This is a genomic window from Candidatus Binataceae bacterium, assembly GCA_036495685.1.
GTDB lineage: Bacteria > Desulfobacterota > Binatia > Binatales > Binataceae > JAFAHS01.
Genome location: DASXMJ010000245.1, coordinates 1 through 12698 on the forward strand (window position 1 = coordinate 1; position 12698 = coordinate 12698).

Sequence of the window (12698 nt, forward strand, 5' to 3'; positions counted from 1 at the left end):
ACGAAGAACAAAAGGCCAAGCCAGGAGCCGTGCCCCTCGGCTTCTTGAGCCGCCATCGCGGTCGATGGAAAAAGCGCGGCGAGGGAAACGAGGGCAGTTGCAATCCAGCGTTTCATCGTCGTCAATTGTGCGTTCCGTCGCCGTTGAGCCGCCGCCCAAGTACCCGTTCCGCCAGCTCGCCCGCCAGCGTCCGTCCCATCTCTTCCAGGTCGTGCTCGGCCGCCTTGAGCTCGCCTTCGATGCGGGTCCGGGCAGCATCGAGTGACGCTCGTGCATCGGCTTTAGCGGTTTCCAACAGCTGGGCCGCTTCCGCCTCGACCCTGCGCCGTTCCCCGTCGCGGTGCTCCAAGGCTTCGCGACGCATCGCGTTCAGGCGCTGTTCGCGCGTCTCGTCCGCCGCCCTCGCCTCTTTCAAGAGTTGCTCGGTGCGATCATTGAGGCTCCGGAACCGCTCTTCGCGCTGGGAAAGCAGGTTGAGAAACGGACGAAAAAACAACCGGCTGAATATAAACCAGAAAACCAGAAAGGAGACAATCAGAACTCCGAAGGTCCCCCAATTCGGAGGAATGTGCATACTAGCGCGTCTCTCCAGGCGTTATGCCAGCGGAAAATCTTATCCTGAATCAGTTTCTTTGGGCAGGGTTAGGCAGGCTTTTTCGTCGCCCCGGCGCGGGGTTTTAGGTACCGACATCAGCGTGTGCGGACTGAACCCGGACTCTGGGATCGCCGCGAAGATCAGGCCGGCTTGGGTCCTCCGCCAGACGCGGTTGCTTGCGTTGTCGGGGTGATGCGGTCTTCCTTGGGAAACACCGTAACCTTGCGGTCCTCGCGCGCCGCGTCCGGTTGCATCGAGCAATGTCCCTCGAACTGTGCGCCTTCGTGGATACTCAGAAGGGGAGCTGCGAGATTGCCGGCGACCTTCGCTGAGGGACGGATTTCGATTTTTTGCGATCCGGTTATGTCGCCACTGACTTTGCCGCCCACGATAACCGCCGCCGCCTTGATTTGCGCGGTCACGACGGCGGTCTCTCCGATATGGAGGCTGTCCTTCGAGATAATTTCCCCATCAACTTCGCCATCAATTCGTGCAGGGCCATCAAAAGACAGCTTGCCGCTGACTCTCGTTCCACGATCGAGATGGGCGATACCTTCGCTTGTCGGAGCCGAGGCGGGCCGTGCCGGAGAGGATTGCGGAGCTTGTGCCGAGACGGCGGGCTGCGGCTGAGAATTGGAGGACGGCTGGACCGGCTGAATCTTTGCACCCTTTTCGGGCTCTTTATTGAATAGGGCCATGGGAAACCGCTCCTTGGCAAATCGGGAGTTTGGTCCGATCTAACCCGTCAGAATGCTAGCTCAGGCTTGGCTATTAGCCCATGGAAATGGGACTGTCAAATTTGGACCAGCCATGGTAGCGCGGCATTATTACCGAGAAATGTAGGGGGACCGGGGAGCTCGAACTGAAGCCAGGGAGCGAACCCAACTTCCTTCGCGACAGCGGTTTCGGATAGCTTGCCCATATGACGGCCGCGTTGGTCGAGGTCGTCAATCAACCGAGGAGTTCAATCACCATGGCTGCGAATCTGGACAAGTATATGGATCTGTTTCGTGACAAAAAAGCATTCGCTCACATCGCCACGGTCATGCCCGATGGCTCGCCACAGGTAACTCCGGTCTGGATCGACTATCGAAACGGCCGCATTGCCTTCAATACCGCGCGCGGGCGAGTCAAAGACCGCAATCTAAAAGAAGGCTCCAAAATCGCACTGTCGGTGCAGGACCCTGACAACCCCTACCGCTACGTCCAGGTGCGCGGCAGAGTCGCAAGGGTGACGGAAGAAGGCGCGACTCAGCACATCGATGCACTCGCCAAGAAGTACATGGGAGTGGACAAATACCCGTTCCACTCACCCCAGGAGAAGCGCGTAATTTACGAAATCGACGCGACCTCTGCCCAAGGTATGTGAGTCGCTTAGGCGGGCGGCAGCGAGGACCGCGCCCAAAGGGGGTTCCTGGCAGCCGCGATTCGAGGGAACTTCGGTGGAGGCCCATGAGGCGAGCGTTGCATCGTATGGTACAGGCTGGCGCGCGTCTCATGACCTCGGTGCAGATCTTGTGCGAGCTCCAGCGTGATAGGGCGCAAGGAAACGGTCCCGGTCTTCATGAACTTGTTAATTGAGACCGGTGGCACCGCCGCCATCCAGTTCGCTTACGATAGGGCGGGTATCAACCATCGCCACAATCGCAGGGCTTCGATGTGCTAATTTTTTCGACCGGCGATTACTTGATGGAAAAGCCCAGCTCACAGCCGACGAGTGCGGGGCTGCCCGGTCATCAAGCCCGCAGACTTTTTTCTCAAACCCGACCCAGCGGTGGAGGAGCTTCCACGGTTGTTCCGCAGGTCGAACCGCACTGCGGGCATAGATATTCATATTTGTCGCCCTCGGGCAGAACGAGCAGCAGGCGCTTGCGCACCGGCACCGCACGTTTGCAGTGCGGGCAGGCCAGCAGGCTAGCTTCCATTCGCTCGAATGCGGGTTTTCGCTGCGTCGGCATCGCGCTTCCAACAATAACCACTGAGGCGAACCGTGGAAAGGTTACGGGGGCGGTCGCGGTGATACGCGATTGCCAAAAGATTGCGGAAATCACACGAGGCCGGCGCAGATAACCGGGGGTTCTTCATTTAAACGGATGGTTCCAGCTCGTCCGAAGGGCGGCCCGGATCCGTCTCTTGCGGAAGTAGGACCGCCGGAAGTCCGGGTTGTCTCACCTCCGAGGCGGTCCTAAGATTCCGGTTTGCACGATGAAGGTTCAGACAACCGATGCGCGGCGGCCGCGGGTTTACTTGGAAACCTACGGATGCCAGATGAACATCGCCGACTCGCAGACGGTGACGGCGGTGTTGCGGCGTGCAGGTTATGCGACCGCGGACAAACCGGAAGACGCCGATGTGATCCTGCTTAACACCTGCGCCATTCGCGAACACGCAGAAGAGCGGGTCCTGGGGCGGCTCGGGGATCTGGCGCGAATCAAGCACCGCCGGCCCGAAATCCGCCTGGGGCTACTTGGATGCATGGCGCAGCATAATCGCGGGGGGCTGGTCGAAAAGGCGCCCCATCTCGATCTGGTCGCGGGACCGGACAGCTATCGGCGACTACCCGAGTTGATCGGACGCGCTGGATTTGATCCTGCTGTCGATGTGCGCCTGGACCGCGCCGAAACCTACGCCGATATCACCCCCGATTACGATGGCTCGATTCGCGCCTACGTCACCGCAATGCGTGGGTGCGACAAGTTTTGTGCGTTCTGCGTGGTGCCCTATGTGCGCGGGCGCGAGCGCTCGATCGCGCCGCAGGATCTGCTCCGCGAGGTGAACGAGCTGGCGGCGCGCGGTGTACGCGAGGTGGTGCTGCTAGGTCAGACGGTCAATGCGTATCGCTTCGGGGAAACCGACTTTGGCGGGCTGCTTAAGATGATCGCGCGCATCGACGGCATCGAGCGCATTCGCTTTACCTCGCCGCATCCGAGCGACATGGGCAATTCGGTCATCGAGGCAATGGAGTCGGAACCGAAGGTCCAGCCGTACCTGCACCTGCCGGTCCAATCTGGATCGAACCGGATGCTCGCTTCGATGGATCGTGGCTACTCGGTCGAGGAATACCTGAAACTGGTCGAACGTCTGCGCGCGGCGGTTCCCGCACTAGCGCTCTCAACCGACATCATCGTCGGGTTTCACGGGGAGGAACTTGCCGATCACGAAGCCACCCTCGCGCTGATGCGCACGGTCGGTTACGACCAGGCATTTACCTTCAAGTATTCGGTGCGCGAGCACACGCGCGCCTACAAGCTCGGCGACACGGTCGGCGACGAGGAAAAGAGCCGGCGCCTGGCGGAAGTAATCGCGCTCCAGGAGGCGACCTCGCTCGAACGCAATCGCGCCACCATCGGGCAGAGCTTTCCAGTGTTGGTGGAAGGACCGGCGCGCCGCGGCGAGGGCATGCTCTCCGGCAAGACCCCTCAGTTCAAGACCGCGATTTTCCCCGACCGGGGCGCCAGAGTCGGCACAACCGTTGCGGTGCGCGTCGAGTCAGCCACCGCGCACACACTCATGTGCTCGGTCGCCGGCTAGCGGCCGGACAAGATTGCACGGCTCCAAGTCGCAAGCGGTTCTCCGGGGGTCTTCGTGGTTTGCCGTTTGCGCGAGAGGAACCACCTAGCGCACATACACCGGGTTCGAGAGAATCCACAGATGGCCCTTCCGGTAGGCCTCGAGCCGATAGGTTCCGGACTGGGTAGGCGCGAACTCCAGCGTTTGGGCATTCTCGGTCGCTGATGCCTGCTCGCCGTCGCGCAGCAGTATGATCTTTTCCGCCGACCCGGGAAGCTCCGCCTGAAGCTTCAGCGATGGAGTCAGGTGTACCTCTTCTCCCATCATGGTTTTGGTCTCGCCATCGCGCGCAAAAAACGCGAACTCGCCGACGTAGCCGAGAATATCGAAGCTCACGTAGGCGTGACCGCGTTTCAGTGCATCCACGATCGGATCGATGCTGCGCTCGGGTGAGAGGAGGTGAGTCGTATAGAAGAGGAACAGCTGTGCCAGGGTTCCAACCTTCGAGCCCGCCACCGTCAGGTTGTCGGGCGCGCCCATCCCGGCGACCAGCGTGACCCGTGAAGCCGACGCGAGCTTGTCGTAGATTTCCAGGTTCTGGTCGGGACGCGGAACCAGGCCGAGCAGAAATCGGTCGGTGCTCAAAAACACGGCGCGCCAATAGAGGGTGCTCTGATTTTCCGCTTTCCACGCGGCATTCTGGTTGTAAATCTCGATCCCGTCGGCCAGCGCATAGTCGCCCGCCGATTTGAATTCACTCGGCCCGGCCGCGATTGCAACGCCGCCCTGGTCATGAATTGCGCCGACCAGCTCGCCGGATGGTTTCGACAAATCGATCGGCGCGCGGGGATTGATCGCGATGATGTCACCGCCATCGACGGGGAACGATGCGCCGGGAATAAACAAGATCGCCGAGGTAAAACCTCCGATCCCGTAATCGGTAGCCCCGGGCCGAGCGCGATCCCCAATCATGATGAAGTCAATTTGCGCGCTTTTGGCCTGGTCTGCGACCGCGCCCTGGTCGAGGTTGGCATCCTTGATGCGCAAATCGAAGATGCCGCGATAGTCACGCAGGTCGGGAAATTCCAGCGCCGGCGCCACCTCGCGCCCGGGTGGCAATTCGGTGCTGGGAAGCGGCGCACTACATCCGATCAGGTAGATAGCGGCGAGGGCGGCGAAAGGTCTGAGTAGTCGCAAACGCTGCACGGCGGTCCACAATAACAGACGGAAGCAAAAATCCGCAGATTACGCCGAGTTCGGAGTCAGACGAAGCGCAGAGTGGTCTCGAACATGAAAGATCCGTGAGTTCTTTTGCCTCCAGTTGACTCTGGGTTCCTGCGGACCTAGTCTCAGTAGGCTATTAAACAGGAGAATTATGGAAATTCGTGTTGAGGGCTCCCTCGACCAGGCGATGCGCGTGCTCAAGCGCAAGCTCGCCAAGGAGGGAGTGTTCAAGGAGATGAAAAAGCGGGCTTTCTATGAGAAGCCCAGCGTGCGGCGCAAGCGCAAGCGTTCGGAAGCACAGCGCCGCCGCCGCAAAGAACAACGTCGCCGGCGCGCCTCCTCTCTATAGCTCAAGTCCAACGAATCCCACCTCGCCCGGATTCGTGACGAATCGAACAAGCCAACCTCCCTCTCGCAGAGGAAAGCGCGAGCCGGTTTGCTCGGCTGCCGGCCGGTCGGTGTGCACGCGCTTTCGGCTCTCAGGCTAGGCGATGGGATCGAGTGGGCGCCAGGTAAAAACCACCTGACCGCCCGCGGCGTAACAGTCGAGATCGTAGTGCGGCTGTCCCGCCCTAGTCCGCGCGTTGCGGAAATTCTCCACCGCACGATGCATAGCCTCGGGCGTGGGCGCGTCGATGCCCCGCTCCAGCTGTTCCGCTTTGACCGCGGAACTCAAATCAACCGCAAGACAATTGATACCGCAATGCTGTTCCAGCGCGCCGGTGCCAAAGGCGGTGCAGCGCAGGCACAGCACTACCGGTGATCGCTCGTCCACCGCGTTGCGCCCGAAGAATTCGTGTTCCAGGCGGCGCAATCCGATCGTGCATTCGTTCCATGCTTCGCGGGCGCGCTCCGCCGAAAAACGGCGGATCGCGCGGGCCAGTTCGCGCATCAGCAAGTCGCCCGAACGCGGCTTAAGCGCGACGATCGCATCCTCTTCGACCCGGGCCGTGGAGCCAAGCTGCTGGGCGAGAAACTCGCGGAGATTGATGGGGAGCCGGCTCCCAAGCGGGAGCCGCACGTTGTCCGATTGATCCGGTTCGAGCTGGGGCGTGCGGGCACGACGGGTAAATGGCCGCGGCGTTACCACAGGGGCCAGAGATGCAAGGCGCTCCAGCGGAGTTAGCGCTCCATAGGCGAGTCTCGATACGTGCGCGTGCCGACGAACGAGCGGACCATTTCTCACGGCATGAAACCTCCTGAGCTCGACGCCTCGGTGGGCTGCTCACAGGTGCTTTCAGAGGCAGGCCGCGGCAATCCGGCTGCCGCCGGTTTCGAGGCAACTCCGGCGGACCTGTAATTCGACCTGGAAAATCCGATAACGGAATCGACGGCGGGCCCCCAGTCTCGGCTGCGACCCCCGTCCACAGAATGCGAAAAGAAGTAAACGGCGCTCTCTCCGGAGTCGGATCCGGACAGGGCCTCGCGAAGAGCGCCACAGCTAACCAGCGCCATGCGCAGAGTCTCTTCCATCAGCCCACCGCTCCGCTGAGCGACTGCTGCCCGCCCCTCCCCACAAACCAAACAGCGGCTCGATGGATTCTGAGCACGAGGCCAGACTCAATACCCCCCGCGGTCTAGAGTCTCACGCCGTGCGACGTTTCATCAGGCCAACGGCTTTTCGCCCGCAACTAACAATTGGTTTAGCTCCTGCCAGTGGCTCGGGCAACTAATTGAACGATCGATCAATTGCGCTGCTCGCCTTGACAACCAACCGCTCGCGTGACCTTTTTTGCAGCGGCTTCAGGCACCATTACTCGGCCCGTATGAGGTACCCTAATGAATCTCGATTCGATTTTCGCCACACCCATCACCCGTAGCCTCAACATCAAGTATCCAATCTTTCAGGCGGGAATGGGTTTTGTTGCACACGCAGAACTCGCCAGCGCGGTGTCTAACGCGGGCGGACTCGGGTGCATCGGTTCCGGATCGATGAGCGCGCGTGAATTAAGCGAACAAATCCATCGCTGTCGCGATCTGACTGATCGGCCCTTCGGAGTCGATATTCTTTTTGCTGAGGTCAAGGCCGACAAGAACAACCCCACCGTGGTGCGCTACGCTTCCAACGTTCAGAAGCTCATCGACATCACCTTCGAAGAGAAGGTCCCGGTCATCGTTTCCGGTCTCGGCAATCCCGCGGGGATCGTTCCCCAGGCGCAAAAGCAGGGAGTGGTCGTGATGTCGCTGTGCGGCAACGTGAAGCAGGCGCGCCGGCTGGAAGCATCCGGCGTCGACGCGATTATCGCGCAGGGACACGAAGCGGGTGGGCACACGGGACGAATCGGCACGATGACGCTGGTGCCACAGATAGTCGACGCGGTGCGGGTGCCAGTGCTGGCCGCGGGCGGACTGGCTGATGGGCGCGGGCTTTTGGCGGCTTTGGCGTTGGGCGCTGAAGGGGTCTGGATGGGGAGCCGTTTCGTCGCATCGATCGAGGCCTACGCGCATGCGAATTACAAAAACAAGATCGTGGAGATCGACGAGGAGGGAACCACCATCACGCGCTGCCACTCCGGAAAGCCCTGTCGGCTCATCCGCAACAAATTCACCGAATCGTGGGTGGGGCGCGAGGCGGAAATCAAGCCGTTCCCGATTCAGTCGGTCGAATACGGGTTCCCGCTGGCGGAGAAGGCGCGCTACGAGGGCAAGGTCGAAGAAGGCGGGATGGCGTGCGGGCAGAGCGCGGGACTTATCAATGCCATCAAACCGGCCGGACAGATAGTGCGCGATGTGATGAGCGAAGCACAGGCGACGCTGGAGGAGCGCTTCCTTTCTCTCCGCAAATCGAAAGCGGCCTGAGGCGTACCCAAACCCGCTTCGCGCGCCCTCGCGCGTCGCGGACCCCCGCAACCGCGTCGATCTTCCGCGGCTCGGTTGCAGGCGGCTGCGAACGCGGGGCAGTGACAATTGCGCTCGGTCCGAACCTCGCGAGGAGCGACGGCAGCGTGCGGCGCCGACGAATTGCCTATCCTCTGAGGCGTTATCCGGAAAATCGACTCTCGTCCCGCAACGGGGAAGCGGAGGCGCTGCTATTCCGCATGTACCCGCACGTTGCGCATGTCGCGCTGCAGGAACAAAAAGGTCGGGACCATCAGCAACATCAGCACGGTTAGCATCCGGTAGATATCATTAAACGAGAGCATCATCGCCTGGCGCTGCACCAGCCCGTAGATCATTGCCATCCCATGGCGCTGGCCCATGGCGAACTGTTGCGCCAGGTCGACTCCGCGTGCTCCCGGCATTCGCAGATGCGGGAGAGTGAAGACCGACACATGTTCCACCAGGTAGCTTTGGCGCACCTGCTGGCGACGAATCAGCAGCGTGGTCAGATACGAGGTTCCGATAGCAGCGCCCAGGTTGCGGGTGACCGAATAGAGACTCGCGGCGCGCTGCATCTTGAATTTTTCCATCGAGCTGAGCGCGGCCGCCGAGAGACCCGGAAACACAAGTCCGGTGCCAGCGCCCTGCAGCACGGTCGGCCAGATGATGCGGAAGGTGTCGGATTGCAGGTTGAGACCCGCCATCGACCACATCGCGAACGCAACCAGAAAGAAACCCACCCCGATGAGCGGACGATAGTCGAGGCCGCGCCGCGCGATGAAACCCAGGAGAACCATCGAAAGCATGGTGCCGATTCCGCGCGGCGCCATCACCAGGCCCGCTTTCGACGCCGTGTACCCAAGCAGCTCCTGCAAAAACACCGGATTCAAAATCGCGGTGCCGTACAGGGTGAAGGTGAGAAAGATGACCAGCGAAACCGGCAGGAAGAAGCGCGAATCCTGGAGAATACTCAAGTCGATGATCGGGTCCGAGGTGCGCGGCTCATGGTAGATAAGCACGAACAGCGCGCTCAGCGCGGCAAACGTGTACCAGACCACCCACGCGCTCTGGAACCAGTCGGCGCGCTCACCGCGGTCGAGTACGATCTCGCCGAGACCGAGCATGACAACCAGGCACAGGATGCCGACGTAGTCGATCTTGCCGCGGCGGCGCTGGCGCATGTAGTCGGGGTCTTCGACGAACCGCATCACCATGAAGGCGGCCAGCGTTCCGATCGGCACGTTTATGTAGAAGTTCCAGCGCCAGGTCCACGCGTCGGTGATCCATCCGCCGACGGTAGGCCCCATAATCGGCGCGACCATCATTCCGATGCCCCAGATAGCCATCGCCATCGCCTGCTCGCGCGGGGGAAAGGTCTCCATCAGGATGGCCTGCGAGAGCGGCATCATCGCGGCACCGGCCGCACCTTGGGCAAGGCGGAAGAGCACGATCTGATTGAGCGATTGCGCTACGCCGCAGAGCGCAGACGCGGCCACGAACATCGTGATCGAGACGATGAAATAGCGCTTGCGGCCGAACCGCTCGGCGATCCAGCCGGTCATCGGGATCATGATCCCGGCGGCGACCAGGTAGCTGGTGACTACCCACGCGATCTCATCAACGCTGGCGGAAAAGCTGCCCTGCATGTGAGGCAGCGAGACGTTGACGATGGAACTGTCGAGGACCTCGAGCACGGTCCCGAGCATTACCGAAAGCGCGATAATCCATTTTTTCGCGGCGGAAAGCTCGTGCGCCTCGTGCGCAATCGCAGCCGGTTGTGCAGCAGCCATCGGTGTCATCGCGCGGCGAACCCGTACCGCGGGTTACAGCCGCTAGAGCTAGAAAGCCGGGTTGTTCTCCTCCCGGGCACCATGAAACTAGCCCAAGCGGCTAAAGCTCGCAAAGAACCAGCATGCGGCTTACGGTCAGAACACGGGTAGCCAACGTTCTTGGGTATCTAACCCTGAGAGATTGAGCTTTCAGGTAAACGAGAAGGCCGGGAACACCACCACGGAAGAGGAGTCCTCTTCACCCACCCGCATTTGCGCCGGCTTTGCGCTGCGCCTTCGATCGGTCCAGGCCTAGAGATTCAGTGGGAGGCGATGCTTCAGGCACCGCCTCCCGTCGGATTTACTTTGCGCTGGTGTAGGCTTCGAGGCGGTACCCGTCGTGGTCTACCACGAACGCGGCGTAGTAGTTTTCGCCGTAGTCGGCGCGCACGCCCGGCTTGCCGTTGTCGCGCCCGCCGCTCTTGAGCGCGGCTGCGTGGAAGCTGTCGACCGCGGAGCGGCTGTTAGCGTCCAAGCAGAAATGGAGCCCGGAGGCTTCGTTGGGCGCCACCGGCTGCTTTGCCGCCAAAAGCCACAACTCCGGCGTCTGGGCGCCATAGCCGGCGTACTCGCCGCCTTCGACCAGGCACTTGTAGCCAAGCGGCTTGAGAGCCGCATCGTAGAAGCCGCGCGCCTTGGCGACATCCTTCACTCCGATCGATACGTGACTGAGCATGTTTGAGTCCTCCTGCGTGAACGTTTCTAACCGGTATGATGGTTAGATACCGGGATCTCCGCTTTATGTCAACCGGCTTGATGGTTAGAATGAAAAGGCGCATGAACCGAACTGCGAAACCCGCGGGCGGGACCCTGCTCGTCACACCAAGGCGCGACCTCTGCCTCGACTTCGCCAACACCTTAAGCTACCGCGGCGGCGACCCGCAGGAGTCGATCCACGACTTCGGCGAGCTGGTTCGCTGGTGTGCCAGCAACGCGCTGCTCACCGCAGACGGATGCGAGCGTGCGTTGCGCTGGTGGGAGCAACACTCCGAGCAAGCGGCCGCCGTCTTTGCGGACGCGATCGCGATGCGCGAGGCGAGCTATGGGATCTTCTTCGCGCTCGCGGCGCGCAGAACCCCGGAGCCGCGCGCCGTCGCCGCAATGAACCGCGCGCTCGCCGCGGCCCCCCCTCGCCGGGTGCTGGTGCGCGGCAATAGGGGCTTCGGCTGGCAGATCGATCGAGTCGGGTTTTCCGCTCCCGCCCTGCTCGCCCCGGTACTGTGGTCGGCCGGAGACCTGATGGTCAATTCCGACACCATGCGTTTGCGTCATTGCTCGAACGACCAATGCTTGTGGCTATTCCTCGACGACAGCAAGAATGGCAGCCGCCGTTGGTGTTCGATGCGGGCCTGCGGCAATCGAGCAAAGGCTCATCGGCATTATTTGCGCACCCGGACCGCCTGACGGTGCGCTGTCAGGCCCAAGGTGGGGGCCCTATCGAAGCTGGTTTGCGTCCCTCCGAAGACCTTCGGCGCATGGGACCATCGCAAGCGCCTACCGGGCTTTCCGGACCAGGCGCGCTTTGCTTTCCGCCGACCAGATCTTTGGAAACGGGTAGAACGTTTTGAAGGCTGGCGCGTCCTTCGGCAGTTGCAGCCAGGGCACTTTGCTTCTGGTGAAAATGTGCACGTCGGGCGTCACTGACTGTGGCTTATCGAGGGTGCCGGCACGCACGAAGTACGCGTCATTGGGGGCGCCCTGGTAATCGCTCCAGAGGTAGGTGCCGCAGCGCTCGCAGAAATAGACGTCGTGCGCCTGCCCGGTGCCGCCGGCCAGGCGAAATGACTTGGGTGCCGCCTTGCTGCTGGTTTTGACGAACTGCTTTTCGATCCAGATGTTGATAACGAACGCGCCGCCGGTGATGCGTTGGCAGTCGCGGCAGTGACAGGCGTGGACGATCAGCGGATCGTTGCCGAGCTTGTAGCGGATATTTCCGCACGCGCATCCGCCGGTCAGATTCTTGGTTTTGCCGGTCATCACATTCTCCTTGGATAAAGTTCCGACTTCTTAAGTAGCACTTGGCGGTTTATAAAACTTTGCAAAAATTGCTGTTGGAGCCTAAAGCCGTAGATCCCCAAGGAACTGGACTGGATAGAAAATCGTGATAGTCGTGCCCGGAATGACCTGCTAACGCGGCGATTAAATTTAGGTCTGCAAGTTACGGAGGCGGGCTTGCGCTTTTAGGTCACCCGGAGCCCAAGCCATAATTCGGACAAAGTTTAGACAGTCTCATCTGGGGCTAAGACGGATCCGTCTTGGGCCTTAGGCGGGTTTTGCCGAATCAGAAAGTCCCGGAGAAGCAGGACCTGTCCAGAAGATGCCGGGAGACAGTGGGACCTCGTCTTATCGTGCCTCCTTCACCGCCGGAATCGTCCAGCTCCGGTCCAGTAGCGATGGAGGCGGCTCGCTAGGCCAGTACAAGCGGAGCATGAGAACAAACTTGTCGGATGGCGCCGGCAACCAGTTAGATTCCTCGCCCTTGGCCGGGGCCTCGTGCTGAATCAGAAGGTCAACTGAACCGTCGGCGTTCGTCTTAAGTTTATTTCGCGCGCTGAGCGTGTACCGGTTGAGCGGATTTGCAACGAAGAAGTAGTTCGCGTCGTACATCGTCAGTGACCAAAACCCCTTGGCGGGCGGCATCTGGTCCTTGTCCAAATGCATGACGTATTTGTTGGCCCCCGAGTACGGCTTCCCCGCGGCGTCAACTTCCGAGGTTGGAT

General features: G+C 61.0%; 14 protein-coding genes. 5 read left to right on the forward strand and 9 right to left on the reverse strand.

From position 1 onward, the window contains the following. Nucleotides 1-121 precede the first annotated feature (121 nt). Both VGI36_22130 and VGI36_22135 read right to left on the reverse strand, forming a co-directional pair. A complete protein-coding gene (locus VGI36_22130; GenBank protein ID HEY2487846.1) occupies nucleotides 122-574 on the reverse strand; it encodes an ATP synthase F0 subunit B in 453 nt (150 codons plus the stop codon). Nucleotides 575-735: 161 nt separating this feature from the next. Then, nucleotides 736-1293, reverse strand: coding sequence for a polymer-forming cytoskeletal protein (locus tag VGI36_22135; protein HEY2487847.1), 558 nt, complete (start codon nucleotides 1291-1293; stop codon nucleotides 736-738). 275 nt (nucleotides 1294-1568) lie between these two features. Between VGI36_22135 and VGI36_22140 the strand changes: the two genes are divergently transcribed. After that, nucleotides 1569-1964, forward strand: coding sequence for a PPOX class F420-dependent oxidoreductase (locus tag VGI36_22140; protein ID HEY2487848.1), 396 nt, complete (start codon nucleotides 1569-1571; stop codon nucleotides 1962-1964). A gap of 388 nt (nucleotides 1965-2352) precedes the next feature. Here the strand turns inward: VGI36_22140 and VGI36_22145 are convergent, their stop codons facing one another. Then, nucleotides 2353-2553: a hypothetical protein gene (locus VGI36_22145; GenBank protein HEY2487849.1), complete on the reverse strand. Its 201-nt coding sequence runs from the start codon at nucleotides 2551-2553 to the stop codon at nucleotides 2353-2355. A 247-nt stretch (nucleotides 2554-2800) separates the two neighbouring features. Here VGI36_22145 and miaB point away from each other — a divergent pair, with 247 nt between their 5' ends. Further along, nucleotides 2801-4126, forward strand: coding sequence for a tRNA (N6-isopentenyl adenosine(37)-C2)-methylthiotransferase MiaB (miaB, locus tag VGI36_22150; GenBank protein HEY2487850.1), 1326 nt, complete (start codon nucleotides 2801-2803; stop codon nucleotides 4124-4126). An 84-nt stretch (nucleotides 4127-4210) separates the two neighbouring features. On the opposite strand, the gene VGI36_22155 is transcribed toward miaB, so the two are convergent. Continuing rightward, nucleotides 4211-5311: a hypothetical protein gene (locus tag VGI36_22155; protein ID HEY2487851.1), complete on the reverse strand. Its 1101-nt coding sequence runs from the start codon at nucleotides 5309-5311 to the stop codon at nucleotides 4211-4213. 169 nt (nucleotides 5312-5480) lie between these two features. On the opposite strand from VGI36_22155, the gene rpsU reads away from it, so the two are divergent. After that, nucleotides 5481-5678: a 30S ribosomal protein S21 gene (rpsU, locus tag VGI36_22160; GenBank protein ID HEY2487852.1), complete on the forward strand. Its 198-nt coding sequence runs from the start codon at nucleotides 5481-5483 to the stop codon at nucleotides 5676-5678. Between the two features lie 135 nt (nucleotides 5679-5813). Here rpsU and VGI36_22165 read toward each other — a convergent pair whose 3' ends face one another. Then, nucleotides 5814-6515, reverse strand: coding sequence for a hypothetical protein (locus VGI36_22165; GenBank protein HEY2487853.1), 702 nt, complete (start codon nucleotides 6513-6515; stop codon nucleotides 5814-5816). Nucleotides 6516-7108: 593 nt separating this feature from the next. On the opposite strand from VGI36_22165, the gene VGI36_22170 reads away from it, so the two are divergent. After that, on the forward strand, nucleotides 7109-8128 hold the full coding sequence (locus VGI36_22170; protein HEY2487854.1) for a nitronate monooxygenase: 1020 nt from the start codon (nucleotides 7109-7111) through the stop codon (nucleotides 8126-8128). A gap of 230 nt (nucleotides 8129-8358) precedes the next feature. Here VGI36_22170 and VGI36_22175 read toward each other — a convergent pair whose 3' ends face one another. Both VGI36_22175 and VGI36_22180 read right to left on the reverse strand, forming a co-directional pair. Continuing rightward, a complete protein-coding gene (locus VGI36_22175; protein HEY2487855.1) occupies nucleotides 8359-9939 on the reverse strand; it encodes a DHA2 family efflux MFS transporter permease subunit in 1581 nt (526 codons plus the stop codon). Between the two features lie 340 nt (nucleotides 9940-10279). Beyond that, nucleotides 10280-10654 (reverse strand): VOC family protein, encoded by a 375-nt coding sequence (locus VGI36_22180; protein ID HEY2487856.1) that lies wholly within the window; start codon nucleotides 10652-10654, stop codon nucleotides 10280-10282. A 101-nt stretch (nucleotides 10655-10755) separates the two neighbouring features. Here VGI36_22180 and VGI36_22185 point away from each other — a divergent pair, with 101 nt between their 5' ends. Next, nucleotides 10756-11382, forward strand: a complete 627-nt coding sequence (locus VGI36_22185; protein HEY2487857.1) for an ABATE domain-containing protein — start codon at nucleotides 10756-10758, stop codon at nucleotides 11380-11382. A gap of 90 nt (nucleotides 11383-11472) precedes the next feature. On the opposite strand, the gene VGI36_22190 is transcribed toward VGI36_22185, so the two are convergent. Together VGI36_22190 and VGI36_22195 are read right to left on the reverse strand one after the other, a co-directional pair. Further along, complete coding sequence (locus VGI36_22190; protein HEY2487858.1) at nucleotides 11473-11955, reverse strand: GFA family protein; 483 nt, start codon at nucleotides 11953-11955, stop codon at nucleotides 11473-11475. Nucleotides 11956-12321: 366 nt separating this feature from the next. Then, a partial coding sequence (locus VGI36_22195; protein ID HEY2487859.1) for a DUF1214 domain-containing protein occupies nucleotides 12322-12698 on the reverse strand: 377 nt, incomplete at its 5' end.